The 14,355-nt window shown below is 57.5% G+C and carries 13 protein-coding genes; 3 read left to right on the top strand and 10 right to left on the bottom strand.

Translation table 11 applies throughout. The features are described 5' to 3' along the window. Positions 1-54 precede the first annotated feature (54 nt). The 6 genes from HZS80_RS18655 to HZS80_RS18630 all read right to left on the bottom strand — a co-directional run bounded on the left by HZS80_RS18655 (position 55) and on the right by HZS80_RS18630 (position 6,232). Positions 55-1,434, bottom strand: a complete 1,380-nt coding sequence (locus HZS80_RS18655; protein WP_035561374.1) for a TRAP transporter large permease — start codon at positions 1,432-1,434, stop codon at positions 55-57. A 38-nt stretch (positions 1,435-1,472) separates the two neighbouring features. Beyond that, positions 1,473-2,006 carry a TRAP transporter small permease gene (locus HZS80_RS18650; protein WP_035561371.1) on the bottom strand — a complete coding sequence of 178 codons (534 nt, stop codon included), beginning with the start codon at positions 2,004-2,006 and terminating at the stop codon, positions 1,473-1,475. Positions 2,007-2,115: 109 nt separating this feature from the next. Then, positions 2,116-3,117: a sialic acid TRAP transporter substrate-binding protein SiaP gene (locus HZS80_RS18645; protein WP_035561368.1), complete on the bottom strand. Its 1,002-nt coding sequence runs from the start codon at positions 3,115-3,117 to the stop codon at positions 2,116-2,118. A 159-nt stretch (positions 3,118-3,276) separates the two neighbouring features. Next, positions 3,277-4,473 (bottom strand): four-carbon acid sugar kinase family protein, encoded by a 1,197-nt coding sequence (locus tag HZS80_RS18640; protein WP_179916917.1) that lies wholly within the window; start codon positions 4,471-4,473, stop codon positions 3,277-3,279. Then, the gene (gene pdxA / locus HZS80_RS18635) at positions 4,470-5,471 is read right to left on the bottom strand and encodes a 4-hydroxythreonine-4-phosphate dehydrogenase PdxA (protein ID WP_179916916.1); all 1,002 of its coding nucleotides are present in this window, start codon (positions 5,469-5,471) and stop codon (positions 4,470-4,472) included. Before pdxA ends, HZS80_RS18640 begins: the two co-directional genes overlap by 4 nt. Continuing rightward, a complete protein-coding gene (locus HZS80_RS18630; RefSeq protein ID WP_179916915.1) occupies positions 5,468-6,232 on the bottom strand; it encodes an SDR family NAD(P)-dependent oxidoreductase in 765 nt (254 codons plus the stop codon). The genes pdxA and HZS80_RS18630 overlap by 4 nt, the downstream gene beginning before the upstream one ends. A gap of 237 nt (positions 6,233-6,469) precedes the next feature. Here HZS80_RS18630 and HZS80_RS18625 point away from each other — a divergent pair, with 237 nt between their 5' ends. Genes HZS80_RS18625 through HZS80_RS18615 form a run of 3 tightly spaced genes read left to right on the top strand, consistent with a single transcriptional unit; the run spans position 6,470 to position 10,393 of the window. After that, entirely contained in the window at positions 6,470-7,633 is a 1,164-nt protein-coding gene (locus HZS80_RS18625; RefSeq protein ID WP_035561357.1) for a fumarylacetoacetate hydrolase family protein, read from the top strand. A gap of 31 nt (positions 7,634-7,664) precedes the next feature. Then, complete coding sequence (locus tag HZS80_RS18620; protein ID WP_035561354.1) at positions 7,665-8,966, top strand: L-fuconate dehydratase; 1,302 nt, start codon at positions 7,665-7,667, stop codon at positions 8,964-8,966. Further along, positions 8,966-10,393 (top strand): FAD-binding oxidoreductase, encoded by a 1,428-nt coding sequence (locus HZS80_RS18615; protein WP_035561351.1) that lies wholly within the window; start codon positions 8,966-8,968, stop codon positions 10,391-10,393. Before HZS80_RS18620 ends, HZS80_RS18615 begins: the two co-directional genes overlap by 1 nt. Positions 10,394-10,421: 28 nt before the next feature. On the opposite strand, the gene hpaI is transcribed toward HZS80_RS18615, so the two are convergent. From hpaI to HZS80_RS18595, 4 genes are all read right to left on the bottom strand, one after another. Next, positions 10,422-11,192, bottom strand: coding sequence for a 4-hydroxy-2-oxoheptanedioate aldolase (hpaI, locus tag HZS80_RS18610; protein WP_179916914.1), 771 nt, complete (start codon positions 11,190-11,192; stop codon positions 10,422-10,424). A gap of 16 nt (positions 11,193-11,208) precedes the next feature. Then, positions 11,209-12,504: a TRAP transporter large permease gene (locus HZS80_RS18605; RefSeq protein ID WP_179916913.1), complete on the bottom strand. Its 1,296-nt coding sequence runs from the start codon at positions 12,502-12,504 to the stop codon at positions 11,209-11,211. Then, the gene (locus HZS80_RS18600) at positions 12,501-13,043 is read right to left on the bottom strand and encodes a TRAP transporter small permease (RefSeq protein WP_035561340.1); all 543 of its coding nucleotides are present in this window, start codon (positions 13,041-13,043) and stop codon (positions 12,501-12,503) included. Before HZS80_RS18600 ends, HZS80_RS18605 begins: the two co-directional genes overlap by 4 nt. A 106-nt stretch (positions 13,044-13,149) precedes the next feature. Next, entirely contained in the window at positions 13,150-14,130 is a 981-nt protein-coding gene (locus tag HZS80_RS18595) for a TRAP transporter substrate-binding protein (RefSeq protein WP_179916912.1), read from the bottom strand. Positions 14,131-14,355 lie beyond the last annotated feature (225 nt).

The following is a 14,355-nucleotide window of genomic DNA, read 5'->3' as shown; positions in this document are numbered from 1 at the left end:
AGCTCCTGGCTTCAGTCGGGCTATTGGCTGACCAGTGGTCAGCCCCGGTAATGCTTAACGGTAAATTAGCGTCGGTAGCCACAGCGAGATGGCCGGAATAAAGGTCACTAACAGCAAGGCGATGACCAGCGGCACCAGGAACGGCAGCGTGCCACGCATGCACTTTTCAAAAGAGATGCCGGACACTCGCGACAGTACATACAGCACCATACCGACCGGCGGCGTTAACAAGCCGATCATCAGGTTGAGCACCATGATTACGCCGAAGTGCACCGGATCGACACCGGCGGTAACGGCCACCGGCAACAGTACCGGCACCAGGATGGTGATCGCCGCAATGGTCTCCATAAAGCAGCCCACTACGATCAGCACCAAGTTGATAATGATCAGCGTGGCGATGGGATTGTCGGCAAATGGACCAAGCAGAGTAACCACATGCTGAGTGACCTGGTTGCTGGTCAATATCCAGGCAAATATCGAGGCACCAGCGACGATCAACAGGATCACGGCAGTGGTTTCGATCGTTTCCATGCTCACCTTGAGCAAGCGGCGCCAGGTCAGGTTACGATAAACCACGCCCCCCAGCACCAAGGCGTAGACCACCGCAGCAATCGCCGCTTCGGTAGGCGTGAAGGCCCCCGTCATGATGCCGCCGACGATGATGACCGGCGTTAATAATGATAAAAAGGCACGCTTGAACGTATGACCAAGCACCGGAAGTGAGAACACCGCATCGCGGGTATAACCGCGGCGCCGAGAGATAATCGTGATCATGGCCATGAGCACCAGCCCCATCAACAGGCCCGGCACCAGACCGGCGACGAACAGCTGGCCGACCGACACTGAAGCCATTACGCCATAGATAACCATTGGCAGACTCGGCGGAATAATCGGGCCGATGGTCGAAGACGCCGCGGTGATCCCCACCGAGAACCCCTCGTCGTAACCGGCATCTTTCATGGCCTTGATTTCAATGGTACCCAGCCCCCCAGCATCGGCGACTGCGGCGCCGGACATGCCGGAAAAGACGATGCTGGCGCCTACATTGACGTGACCCAGGCCGCCCCGCATCCAGCCCATCAACGCCTTGGCAAAATCAAATATCCGCACGGTAATGCCGCCGTTATTCATCAGATTACCGGCGAGTATAAAAAACGGAATCGCCAACAGGGGAAAGCTGTCGACGCCGTTGATCATGCGGTGCATCACCACCACATCGGGCACTCTGCCGGTCAGCAGCACATACAGCAGGCACGAGCCAGCAAGACTAATAGCGATCGGCACCCCCATCACCAGCAGAGTGAAGAGCGCCGCAAACAGGAACAGTAAATAGTGCTGAGTGGCGGCCAGGGCGATACAGCCGAGTATCGCGACAGCCGCAACCAATGGCGGCACTATCGCACCGCCGCGCCTCACAGCCAGAATGTTGGGCATTGGGGTGATCTCCGAGAGAGTAGCGTGTTGGCGTATTGTTATTGGGTATTGAGCAGTTCACTGGTGCCCGAGCGCCAGTGACGAATAGCCACCTGCACCCCTCTCACCAGCATGAGGATAAAGCCCACCATCACTAGGTAGTAAAGCCAGCTTTTAGGGATGTCCACCGAGGCCATCATGGCACTGGTGCGATTAGCCAGTTTGAAGGTGATCCAGGCCATGCTGGCGAAGAAAGCAATATTGATCAGGTCTACCAGTGTCGACATTACGCGACCCAGCCACCCCGGCATGTAGCGATAGAAAAATTCCACAGCGATATGCGACCCTTTTCGCACCGCCATGGTGCTACCCATAAAGCCCACCATGACCAATAGATAGCGCGCCATCTCCTCCGTCCAGGCGATGGAATTACCCAGCACATAGCGGCTGAAAAACTGCATAAAGACATCCAGTGCCAGCAGCCAGAAGATCCCAAGCGTCAGGAAATCCTCCAGGGCATAGTCATGGATGTTGAAGGAATCATCGTCGAGACCTGCGAGGCTGGTCTCGTCAGTGGGCTCAGTTTGGCTCATGGAAGGCTCCCGCTTCGCCCCACCCAAGGCTTGGGCGGGGCGAGTCTTGGTCTACGAAAAAAACGATCCCGGAAACGTATGGCTTCTGGAAAAACCAGGCCTCACGGCATTACTGGCCGATCGCCTGAAGACGATCGTAGGTTTCCTGATCCCATGTCGCCGCTTCACCGTTATGGGCCGGAATCGTAGCTTCGCGGAAGGGTTCGATATCCACCTCATTGACGGTCACACCCTGCTCTTCGAACCAAGCCACCAGCTCTTCCTCGGATTGAAGAATGTCCTGGGTGATGCGCTGACCCGCTTCGGTGTAGACCTCACGGAAAATCTCGCGGTCTTCCTCGGAAAGACGGTTCCACAGCGGGCCACCGGCAATGGTAATCAGCGAGTCGGTAATATGTCCGGTCAGGTTGATGTAGTCCTGTACCTCATGAAACGCTTTGGCGCGAATGGTCGGCAGCGGATTCTCTTGGGCATCCACGACGCCCTGCTGGAGCGCCAAATAGACTTCAGCGAAAGCGATAGGGGTTGGGTTAGCGCCCACCGCTTCGGGGAACATCATGTACATGGGGGCATTGGGCGTACGTATTTTTAGGCCTTCCATGTCTTCAGGCGTATTGATCGGTTCGTTGGACGTTACATGACGGCGGCCGTAGTAATTCATGGCTAACGGTACGTTACCAGTTTCATCCTGGTAGCCCTGGGCGATTTCATCGAACAAATCGCTATCGGCGTAAGCCTGCCAATGCTCAAAATCGCGGAACATATAGGGTGCGCCAGCAATGCCTACCGGGCCATAGAAGCGCCCTGCAAACTGGTTGCCGGTGTAGATCAGATCGACGGTACCCAGCTGTAGACCTTCGTTGATATCCGATTCCTTACCAAGCGACGACGCTGCATGCACATTGATTGCATAACGGCCGTCAGTGCGTTCCTCGATTTCATCCGCTGCCCAAAGCGCCCACTCGTGGTAGGGCTCGGATGTCTCGTAGACGTGAGCGAAGTTGAGTTCTTCCTGCGCATGCACAGCGCCGGTCACTGATAGCCCCCCGGCGATTAGCGTGGCCGTTAGCAGGCGGGCCATTTTCAGCGAGTGTTGGCGTTTGTGGCTCATCGTGTACTCCTCATAACCATTGGATTTATTGTTGGCTATTGTGATCTGTAGTTAATTATTAGGTGAGCAGTGGTATACGACGTAACCGACCATAGAGCTGTATACGTGTCATACCACCCATTTCAAACCTAGTTGGTCGCCTACCATTGCGCAACCTTCTCACTCAGGATTTTCATCGTGCCGATGACGATTTAGGCGAAGACTGAACTGATCATGTAAGCGCACGAGCAGCTGTGGATCGCCAAAGCCACCCGCTTTGGTCATCACACGGCGCCGGGGGTCGCCATCGATATAGCCGAGCGCCACGCCAGGTGAACACTCGGCTTCAACGCCAATATGGCTCACGCCTAGCCGAGACAGCACGGCCATGGCGATATCTCCACCGGTTAAAAACAGCAGGCTCTCCTCATCCTGCTGCCAGTGCGAGGTGATCGACGCCACCTGGGCGGCCATCGCCCCGGACACTTCACCGGCCGTACGCTGGGTGCCGGATTCTGGCACCACCACGCAGGCATTTGAAGCACGGGTAGCGAACTTATCAGCGCTCACTTCAATAACGCTCAAATGGGAGAAGTGCTGGCGCAGCTGCATCAGTTGCTCCGCAGCGCGAGCGCTTCTCGACCCCACGGCATAAAGCACTTTATTGACGTTGTGGAGCGTTCGACACGGCGACTCAGGTGCTCCAAAGCAGCGTTGAGCCATCGCCGTTGCCAATCCCGCCGCACCCGCCATGGCATGGTGACTGTCGGTATCCATAAGGTTATAAACTGCTGCAAGCTCCTCATCGCTCTCGGCATCAGCGATATAATCTTCGCTGGGGAGCGATGTTGCCTGCCCCGGGCGATAGCGCTGCAGGGGCAAGCCACCGGCGGCAAAAGCGACATCGATGGGGCCTGCCAGCGGCGCTGAGCGGGCATCCTGCTGGTAGTCTGTTTCTGCCAGTGGCAGACCATCCACCCATACTTCTGCGTCGCGAACGGTCCTACCCTGGGCGGGCACCGCAGGCGCCAGCAGCAGGGGCAAACCAAGCGCTTCTCGCAGCGCTTTACACTCAGCCACTACTTGGCCACGCAGGGTCGAATCGACTTTCTTGAACCACTGCTGAGGCGCTACTCGCCTGAGTAAACACACTGCTTCACTTACCCGAAGCGCCGACTCCTCGGCCTTTAAATGACGGGATTCGGTATTCACGGCGATAACCGCTGGCCACTGCCCTTGCCACGCCTCAAGCGTTGTTGCTAATGCCTCCAGGCTGATCACCACGCGGGCATCTGCGCCCCGCGCGGCAAACGGAGCGGCAGTATCCAGCGCGCCCGAAAGATCGTCGGCAATAATCGCCAATCGGCAGCTACTCATGCTTTGGCGCCACTGGCTAACCGCCGGGCATAGGCAATCGCAGACCCCATATTGGTGGCATCGGCTTTGCCCTGCCAGGCAATATCAAAGGCGGTGCCGTGATCCACCGAGGTGCGCTGAAGCGGTAAGCCGAGGCTGACATTCACCGTAGTATCAAAAGCAATCAGTTTGACGGGGATATGGCCCTGGTCGTGATACTGGGCGATAACCAAATCGAACTCGCCTTTTGAGGCGCGGTAAAACACCGTATCTGCCGAGATAGGCCCGCTCACATCAAAACCACGCTCGCGCAAGCGCTCCACCGCTGGGGCGATACAGCGGCTATCTTCATCGCCAAAAATACCGCCTTCGCCGCAATGCGGGTTAAGGCCTGCCACGGCAATGCGCGGCGCCTTCATACCCAACGCTAGCAAGTGCGCATGCCCCGCCTCAACGGTGGCAATGATGCGTTCGGGGGTGACTCGATCGATCGCATCGCGCAGCGAAACGTGGGTGGAAACATGCAGTGTTGAGAGCGTTTCAGATGCCAGCAGCATGAACGATGAGGGCGCGCCGGTCAGCGACGCCAGCATCCCGGTGTGGCCATCATAGTGGTGCCCGGCTTCATGCAGCGCCGCCTTGTTCAGCGGCGCGGTGACGATCACCTGGGCCTGCCCCGACTGCACCAATTCCACGGCTTTGTGAACGCAGCGAAACGCCATATCCCCCGCCCCGGCGCTGATTTGGCCATCGGGAATCTCAGCACCTTCTGGCATCTCGACCATACCAACCGCTACATGGTCCTTACCGCTTTCTGCCTGCTCTAGTGGCACGAATTCAAGCGCGGCGCCAATACTTGCCGCTGCCCGGCGATAAATCGCTGGGTCACCGATGACCATCGTTGTGGCGCGCTCAGCAGCGGACATAGCACTCAAGGCGCGGCAAATGATTTCGGGGCCGATACCGGCAGGATCGCCCATGGTGATCGCGATTTCATAACAGCGTGGAGAGCTATTCATGGCATTAGCTGCCCGCCGTTGACCTCGATGATCTGACCGGTGACATAACCACTCAGCGTTTCTGTTCCGAGGAAAACATAAGCCCCGACACACTCTTCCGACGTGCCTAACCGGCCCATGGGGATCGATGCCCGCGCTGCGTTGAGATGCGCCTCGCTTGAGTGACGATCATGAAAATCGGTAGCAATCGTGCCAGGGGCAACGGCATTAACGCGAATATTATCTCCCGCCAGTTCCTTGGCCATATTACGCGTGATCGTACTCACAAAGCCTTTTGCTGAGGCGTACAGGCCAGCGCCACCCCCGCCGCCATTGCGTGCGGCAATCGAGGTGGTGTGAATGATATTTCCGCCGCCTGCGCGGCGAAAATGCGGCAGCGCTGCGCGGCTGGCCATCACAACCGAGCGAACATTGAGATCCATGACCCGGTCATATTGATCATCATCCATTTCCTCTAAACCAACACGGCCCAGCATGTCGCCAGCGTTATTGATCAACAGGTCTAAACCGCCCAGACGTTCGGCGGCATCGTCGACGAGTTTTTGGGTCTCGCGAGTGTGGCTGACGTCTGCTTTCAGGGTAAAAGCGTCCCCACCCGCATCGCGAATCGCCTGAGCCACTGTTTCAGCGGGGGCTTCACTGCTGTGATAGTGCACCGCTACGTGGGCTCCTAATGCCCCCAGCTGTTTCGCAACCGCCGCGCCAATGCCACGGCTGGCACCGGTGATCAATACTCGCTTACCTTTCCACTCGTCTAACATGAAATTCTCCTTAACACTTTTTGTTTTATGGTGAGCGCTGTGCTTAGCGCCACCGTCTTTATCCAGATAGATTTAACTATCGACCCGAAATGGAACGGTGCGCTAAAGTAAGCCATGAACTGGCATACCTGTCATACAACACGACATCTATAACATGATAGGCGATGGCTTGTTTAGCGCCAGTCGCCTACCACTGCTAACGATTAAAACTAATTCTAAGAACGAATGGAGAAGCACATGAAGCCACTTTCATCGACGGATACACTTCCCGCCGACCTGGGTAACGCGCTGCTGGTTGGCCGCGTTTGGCTGGAAGGCAGCCATCCCGGCCCCGCGCTAGTCACTGTCAACAACGGCCAGGTGATCGACATTACCGCCTTTGGCCCCACCATGGCTGACCTGCTGGAACGCGACGACCTACAAGCGGTAGTGCAGCAGGCGGAAGGTCCCCATCTGTGCAGTGTTGAGGCACTGCTGGAAAACTCTCAGCTACCCCAGCCACAAGCGCCCTACCTGCTTGCGCCTTGTGATGTGCAGGCCGTTAAAGCGTGCGGCGTCACCTTTGCCGTTAGCCTTTTGGAGCGAGTGATCGAAGAGCAAGCGGGCGGCGACCCGGCGCGGGCAGTTGCACTGCGTGAGGATCTTCAAGCACTGATCGGCACAGATCTTTCCAAGATGGTGCCGGGTTCTGAAGAGGCGATGTCGCTGAAAAAGGCGCTTCAGGCACGCGGAGGGTGGTCACAATACATGGAAGTCGGCATCGGCCCCGATGCGGAGGTGTTCACCAAATCCCAGCCGCTCTCATCGGTGGGTTTTGGCACGCCTGTAGGCTTACACCCCTCTTCTCAATGGAACAATCCTGAACCCGAAATCGTGCTGGCCGTCGATAGCCGTGGGAAAGTTCGCGGTGCCACTCTGGGCAACGACGTCAACCTGCGTGATGTCGAGGGGCGTAGCGCCTTGTTGCTGGGTAAGGCGAAAGATAACAACGCCTCCTGCTCACTCGGCCCGTTCATTCGCCTGTTTGACGATCACTTCGATATCGACAGCGTGCGCAACTGCCAGGTATCGCTACGTATCGAGGGCGAAGACGACGACTTCCTGCTCCAGGGCGAAAGCGATATGCGCGAGATCAGCCGCGACCCGTTGGACTTGGTTAGCCAAACCATCGGCGCCCACCACCAATACCCGGACGGTTTTATGCTGTTCCTGGGCACTATGTTCTCGCCGATTCAGGACCGCGACGGCCAAGGCCAGGGCTTTACCCATCACCTGGGTGATCGCGTCACCATTGCCACCCCAGCGCTGGGCGCACTGGTCAACCGGGTAGGCAGAAGCGATCAGCTACCGCCCTGGACCTACGGCATTCGCGAACTGATGCGCCACCTAGCGCGCCGTTAAATTTCACCCCCACCACGCCAAGGAGAGCACAATGACAACGATTACTCGCGTCGAGATTCAAGACATTCGCTTCCCCACCTCGCGCTCGCTGGATGGCTCGGATGCCATGAATGCCGCGCCGGACTACTCCGCCGCCTACGTCATCCTACACACCGATGACGGCAGCCCCGAAGGGCACGGTCTGACCTTCACGATTGGTCGCGGTAACGAGATTGTCGTCACGGCACTGCAGTCGCTGGCGCCGCTGATTGAAGGGAAAACACTTTCCTCGATAACCGACAATATGGGCACCTTCTGGCGGGAAATCACCGGCGACAGCCAGCTACGCTGGATTGGGCCCGATAAAGGCGCGATTCACTTGGCGACCGCCGCCATCGTCAACGCCGTGTGGGATATGTGGGCGAAGAAAGAAGGCAAGCCGGTATGGAAACTGCTGGTGGATATGACGCCCGAACAGCTGGTGCACTGTCTCGACTTCCGATTTGTGACGGATGCATTAACGCCAGAAGAAGCGATCTGCCTGCTACGCCGCCAGTCATCCGGCAAAGCGGCACGGGAAGCAGAAATGCGCAGTGACGGCTACCCCGGCTACACCACATCAGCGGGCTGGCTGGGTTACAGCGACGAGAAAGTGCGCGGCCTGGCGCGTGAAGCGCTGGCCGAAGGCTGGACGCACTTCAAACAGAAAATTGGCGGCGACATCGAAGAAGATGCCCGCCGTGCAGCGCTGCTGCGCGATGAGATCGGTTGGGACAACGTGCTAATGATGGACGCCAACCAGGTGTGGGAAGTCGACGAGACGATCACCAAAATGCGCCGCCTGGCCGAGTTTGACCCGCTATGGATCGAAGAGCCCACCAGCCCTGACGACATTCTCGGCCACGCCGAGATCCGCCACCGCGTGGCGCCGATTGGTGTCGCCACCGGCGAACACTGCCACAACAAGGTAATGTTCAAACAGTTCTTTCAGGCGGATGCCATCGACTACTGTCAGCTCGATGCGGCGCGCCTGGGCGGGCTCAACGAAGTCATTCTGGTGGTGCTGATGGCCGCTAAATTCGGCGTACCGATTTGCCCTCATGGCGGCGGCGTTGGGCTCTGCGAATACACCCAACATATCTCGCTATTCGACTACATCGCGGTATCCGGTAGCCTTGAAGGCCGCGTGCTGGAGTACGTAGACCACCTTCACGAGCACTTTATCGACCCGGTAGTCATCAACCGTGGCCGCTACCAAGTGCCTGAGGCGCCGGGTTACAGCATTGCCATGCACGCAGAATCCCAAGCACAGCACCGCTTCCCCGAAGGCGCAGCCTGGCAGGAAGAGCGTTAATGACCGACACCACCACCTTTTTAAATGAGTTAACCAGCCTGCTCGGCGAGCGCGGTTTACTGCGCGAACCGCACGCCATGGCGCGCTACGTTAGCGACTGGGCAGGCGATACGCTGGGCATGCCGTTGGCCGTGGCTCGCCCAGCTAATACCGCTGAAGTCGCCGAGGTTGCAAAGCGCTGCTATCAACAAGGGATCGCGATGACGCCTCAGGGCGGCCATAGCGGCCTGGTGGCAGGCGCCTTGCCTGCCGCCAGTGGTCAGGAGCTGGTGATCAGCTTGGAACGCCTAAACAATGTGCGGGCCATTGATCCGGTCAACTTCACTATCACGGTAGACGCGGGCTGTATCCTTGAAAACGTTAAGCTGGCCGCCTTTGATCATGATTGTGACTTTCCCCTCTCGTTAGGGGCTCAAGGCAGTTGTCAGATTGGCGGCAATATCGCCACCAACGCGGGCGGGCTTAACGTGTTGCGCTACGGCATGATGCGCGAGCTGGTGCTGGGCCTTGAAGTAGTGCTCCCCGACGGGCGTATCTGGGAGAGCCTAAGTGCGCTGCATAAGGACAATCGCGGCTACGACCTTCAACAGCTGTTTCTGGGTAGTGAAGGTACCTTGGGTATCGTCACTGGCGCGGTGTTAAAACTATCACCGCGCCCAACCCAAAACCGGACGGCGCTGCTGGGACTGCCCTCCGTTCAGGCAGTCATTGACCTTTACGGTTTGGCTCGCCGAGAGTGCTGCGATCTGCTAACGGCTTTTGAGCTGATTCCTCGCCGCTGCATCGAGCTGGCAATTGAAGCGACGCCCGAGCTACGCGATCCGCTGGATAGCGCCTACCCCTGGTACGTGCTGATGGAAGTCGCCGCCACAGGCCCCGTGGACCTTACCGCCTTGCTGGAAGCGCTGCTGGAAACCGGCATGGAGCGCGAGCTGGTGCTGGATGGTGCGCTAGCCTCTAGCGACACCCAGTCCGCCCAGCTGTGGCAGTTCCGTGAAAGTATGCTGGAAGGTCAACGGCGGCGCGGCGAGCATCTGCGCACCGATATCTCGGTACCCATTTCGGCGATTCCGGACTTCGTTAGCCGGGCAAGCGAGGTGGTGATGGCGGCGTCCCCCGAGTGCGACATTATTGCCTACGGCCATGTGGGCGACGGCAATCTGCACTTCAATATCCTACCGCCCACGGCAATGGCGGATAGCGATAAGAAAGCCCATCTGCACGAGCTTGAAGAGCGTCTTTTTGAGGTGCTGGATGACTTCCAGGGCAGCATCAGCGCTGAACATGGCATTGGCCGCACCAAGCAAGCACCTTATTTGGCGCGGCTATCGCCGATTGAGCGGGAGATGGTCAGCGGCGTTAAAGCGCTATTCGACCCCAAAGGATTGATGAACCCAGGAAGGATTTTGCCTGCTGCTGGGGAGTAATCCCCAGCATGGTTCACCACTATTTGGTTCATTCGTGCTTGAACCGCTCCGCTAGACCTCGCAGCGCATTGGCGTAAAGCAGCGTATCAATCCCGACACCAACGAAGGTACAGCCCGCGGCGAGATAGCCGCGGGCTGCCTGCTCATCCACCGTGACGATACCCGCTGCCTTCCCCGCAGCGCGTATCTTGTTAATGGCGTCACTAATCGCTTCTGTCACTTCAGGGTGGTTGGCATTGCCGAGATGCCCCATAGACGCCGACAAATCCGCCGGGCCAATAAACACCCCATCGACACCGTCTACTGCAGCGATAGCCTCCAGGTTAGCAAGCGCCTGGGGGCTCTCCACCTGCAGCATGAGGCAGATTTCGTCATCAGCGCGGGAGAGGTAATCTTCTGCCTGCCCCCAACGCGAGGCGCGTGCCAGCACATGACCAACGCCGCGAATACCCTGGGGTGGGTAACGCGTAGCCGCCACTAACTCAGCCGCTTGCTCGGCGGTCTCGACCATGGGGATGAGCAGGTTCTGCACGCCAATATCCAGGTAACGCTTGATCAATACCGCATCGCCGGTGGGCGGGCGAACCACCGGGTGGCTTTGATAGGGGGCCAGCGCCTGCAGCTGAGCAAGCAGGCTGGCGAGATCATTAGGCGTATGTTCTGCGTCAATCAACAGCCAGTCGAAGCCCGCCGTGGCGGCAATCTCAGCGGTATAAGCACTGGTCAAGCCAAGCCAAATGCCCGTTTGGGGTTGGCCCGCCAGTAGCAGTTGCTTAAACGCGTTGTGCGGCATTTTCATACGGGCTCCTTCTGAATTAGTACCCCATGATATCTGGCAGCCAAGTGGCCAATCCAGGCACGGCGATCAACAGCAAAATGGTCGCAATGATCGGCAGCAAGAACGGCAGTATCGCGGTCACCACTTGGCCATAACGCAGCCGGGTAATGCCCACCATTAAAAACAGCACCGTGCCAAATGGCGGCGTAATGACCCCCACCGATAGCGTGATCACCATCACGATACCGAAGTGAACAGGGTCTAATCCGGCGCTTAGCGCTGCGGGCACCACAATGGGGGTAAAAATCAGGATGCTTTCGATCACTGACATAAAGCAACCGATCAATAGGAAGAACAGCGCAAAACAGAGTAGCAGCGCAAACATCGGCATATCGATGCTGGCGACCTGACCCGCTAACGCCTGAGGAATGCCCATGCGCACCAGTATCCAGCCATAAAAGCTGGAGACCGCAATAATCAGCAGGATAACTGCACTGAACATCAGCGTGCGACTGAAGGCGTTAAACAGATCCTTCCAATTCAAATCGCGGTAGATCAGTCCACCTAGAATGATCGCGTAGAGCGAGGCAATAGCGCCCGCTTCGGTGGGCGTGAAGAAACCGCCCCAAATACCGCCGACGATAATCGCTGGCATCATCAAAGGCAAAATAGCGCGTTTACCGGTGCGGACAACTTCGCAGGCGTCAAAAGGCGTGGGTTTAGGCATCACCACCCTACCGCTGGCAGACAGCAGCACGGTCATTCCCATCAGCAGCAGTGCCATCAAGATACCCGGCAGTAGCCCCGCCATAAACAGCCCACCAATACTCACATTGGCCAGCCAGCCATAAACGACGAGCGCGATACTGGGCGGCAGAATTGGCCCGATGACGCTAGAGGCGGCAGTGATGCCGGTTGAGTAACCCAACTCGTAGCCACGCTCTTTCATCGCCTTGATTTCGATACTACCCAGCCCGGCAGCATCGGCCACCGCGGTGCCCGACATCGTGGCGAAAATGGAGCTGGCCACCACGTTGGCGTGACCCAGGCCACCCTTGGTAAAACCTACTAAGGCAGTCGCAAAATCAAAAATCCGCGTGGTGGTGGAGCCAATATTCATGATGTTGGCGGCCAGAATAAACAGCGGAATCGCCAGCAGGGTAAAGTTATTGAGGGTTTGCACCATGCGCAGCGGGAGTAACTCGACGGGTAGCCCGCCGGTACCGGTCGCTACCAAGGCGATAAAGGAGGTCACGCCAATGGCGACCACCACGGGCAAGCCAATGGCCATCAGAACTAACAAGCCACCGACGAAAATCAGTAGTTCGGTCATGGTTGAGAGACCTCCTCTTCATGGGACGTTTCCAACCACGCCACCGGGCCGCGCAACGTTTGCCAAAAGGCAATCAGCGCCATGCCCACAAAGCTGAAAAAGATGCCGTAATAGAGGTAGCTGAAACTGATACTTAACGAGACAGTTTTATTGTTGGCGCTCATGTCCGACATGATCCAAGCCCCCCAGGCGGCCAGTGCAAAAAAGCCGCAGGAGATCAGCGCAGTGAGCCGGTACTGGATATTCTTACCCAGCCCGGAAAGCTTATGGCTGAACAAATCGACCACCAGATGCTCGCTGCGTACCCAGGCGGATAGCGACCCGAAGCCAATCGCGTAAATCGCCAGCATAGACGCCACCTCTTCGGTCCAGGGCATCCCCAGCCCCAGCAGGTCACGGGCAATCACGGCCGCCACGATCAGCAGCAGAATGGCTGCCATCAGCGCCACGCCCACCCCATCGCACAGGCGTGTAACGCCGCGCAGCGTATAGAAAGCAATTCGATCTGGCCCCTTACTGGGCGCTACCGCGTCTTCCACTGGAGAACTCCTTACCCTGACTGCTTTTTAGTCTTACATGAAAACTTATTTATAATGAAGAAAAGCGACGGCCCGATGGGCCGCCGCAATTTCTGTCCAGCGCGTTTTACTCGCTGTCGTTACCCAGCGCATCTTCACGAACGCCCTCGGCCATGTCAGCCATGACACGATCGATAGCCGGTAACGCTGCCTCGCGGAAAGGCGCAACATCCGGCTCAATGACGGTCATGCCTTCATCCTGCAGGGCTTCCAGATAGAACTCATCGAGATCGCGTTCTTGCTCTGACCCGTACTGGCGTGCCACCTCAATGGCTTCTTCGATCAGCGCTTGATCTTCCTCTTCTAGACCATCCCACCAACGAGAACTAGCTACCCAGCTCCACGGAAACTGCACGTGACTGGTCATGATCAGGTAGTCCTGCACTTCCCATAGACGACGGGTATAAGGCGAGGAGAGCGAGTTCTCGTGGCCATCGACCTGGCCGGTCTGCATGGCGAGATAAATCTCTGGCGCCGGTACGTTGACTACCTGAGCCCCAATCTCTTCCCACACTTCCAACCATACCGGCAACGAAGGCAGGCGCAGGCGGAAGCCATCCAGATCATCTGGGGAGTGGATCTCTTTATTGGCGGTCATGTGGCGGGGCCCGCGGTGCTGCAGACCAAAGTACTTCAGACCGCCCTGACTTTCTGCTTTCTCGACCAGTGCTTGGCCGGAAGGACTCTCCATATAGGCGTCGACTTCATCCCAAGTAGTGAACACAAAGGGAACCGTAATGGCGTCGTATTCAGGCGCATACTGTTGACGCCAGTTACCACCGGTCAGGGAGAGCTGGGTTTGGCCCAGGTTTAGCAGTTCCAACACTGCATTTTCACCGCCAAGAGAGCCCGCCAAAAAGGGACGCACTTCAAAGCGGCCTGGCGCCTGCTCTTCTAGATACTCAGCAAAGCGTTCCACCGCGGCGCTTTCCGAGCCGCCTTCGCTCATGGTGTTGTTGACTTGAATTTCGATGGGGTTAGCTAAAACGAACGGGGCCGTCGTTAGCATGCCTAGGGTAGCCAGCGTGGCAAGCAATTGTTTCCGCATGGGATCACTCTCTACGGTTGTCGTTATTGGGTGTGCTACTCGTTCGATCTTGAAACAACCCGCCGAGGGGCTCAAATCGACGTTCAAGAAGGCTGGCTTCGTAAAATACGATGGCTAGAAACGCCGGTATGACGCGCTTTTTAACCGAGGCGCTTGCGGCCATACGACCAAAGATGAATACCTGACCGCCTTCGCTGCTCTTTCAAAAGCCCTCTCGATAGGCTG

Origin of the sequence: Vreelandella glaciei, from assembly GCF_013415125.1 — a bacterium.
GTDB lineage: Bacteria > Pseudomonadota > Gammaproteobacteria > Pseudomonadales > Halomonadaceae > Vreelandella > Vreelandella glaciei.
This window is presented reverse-complemented; position numbering and strand designations above follow the sequence as displayed.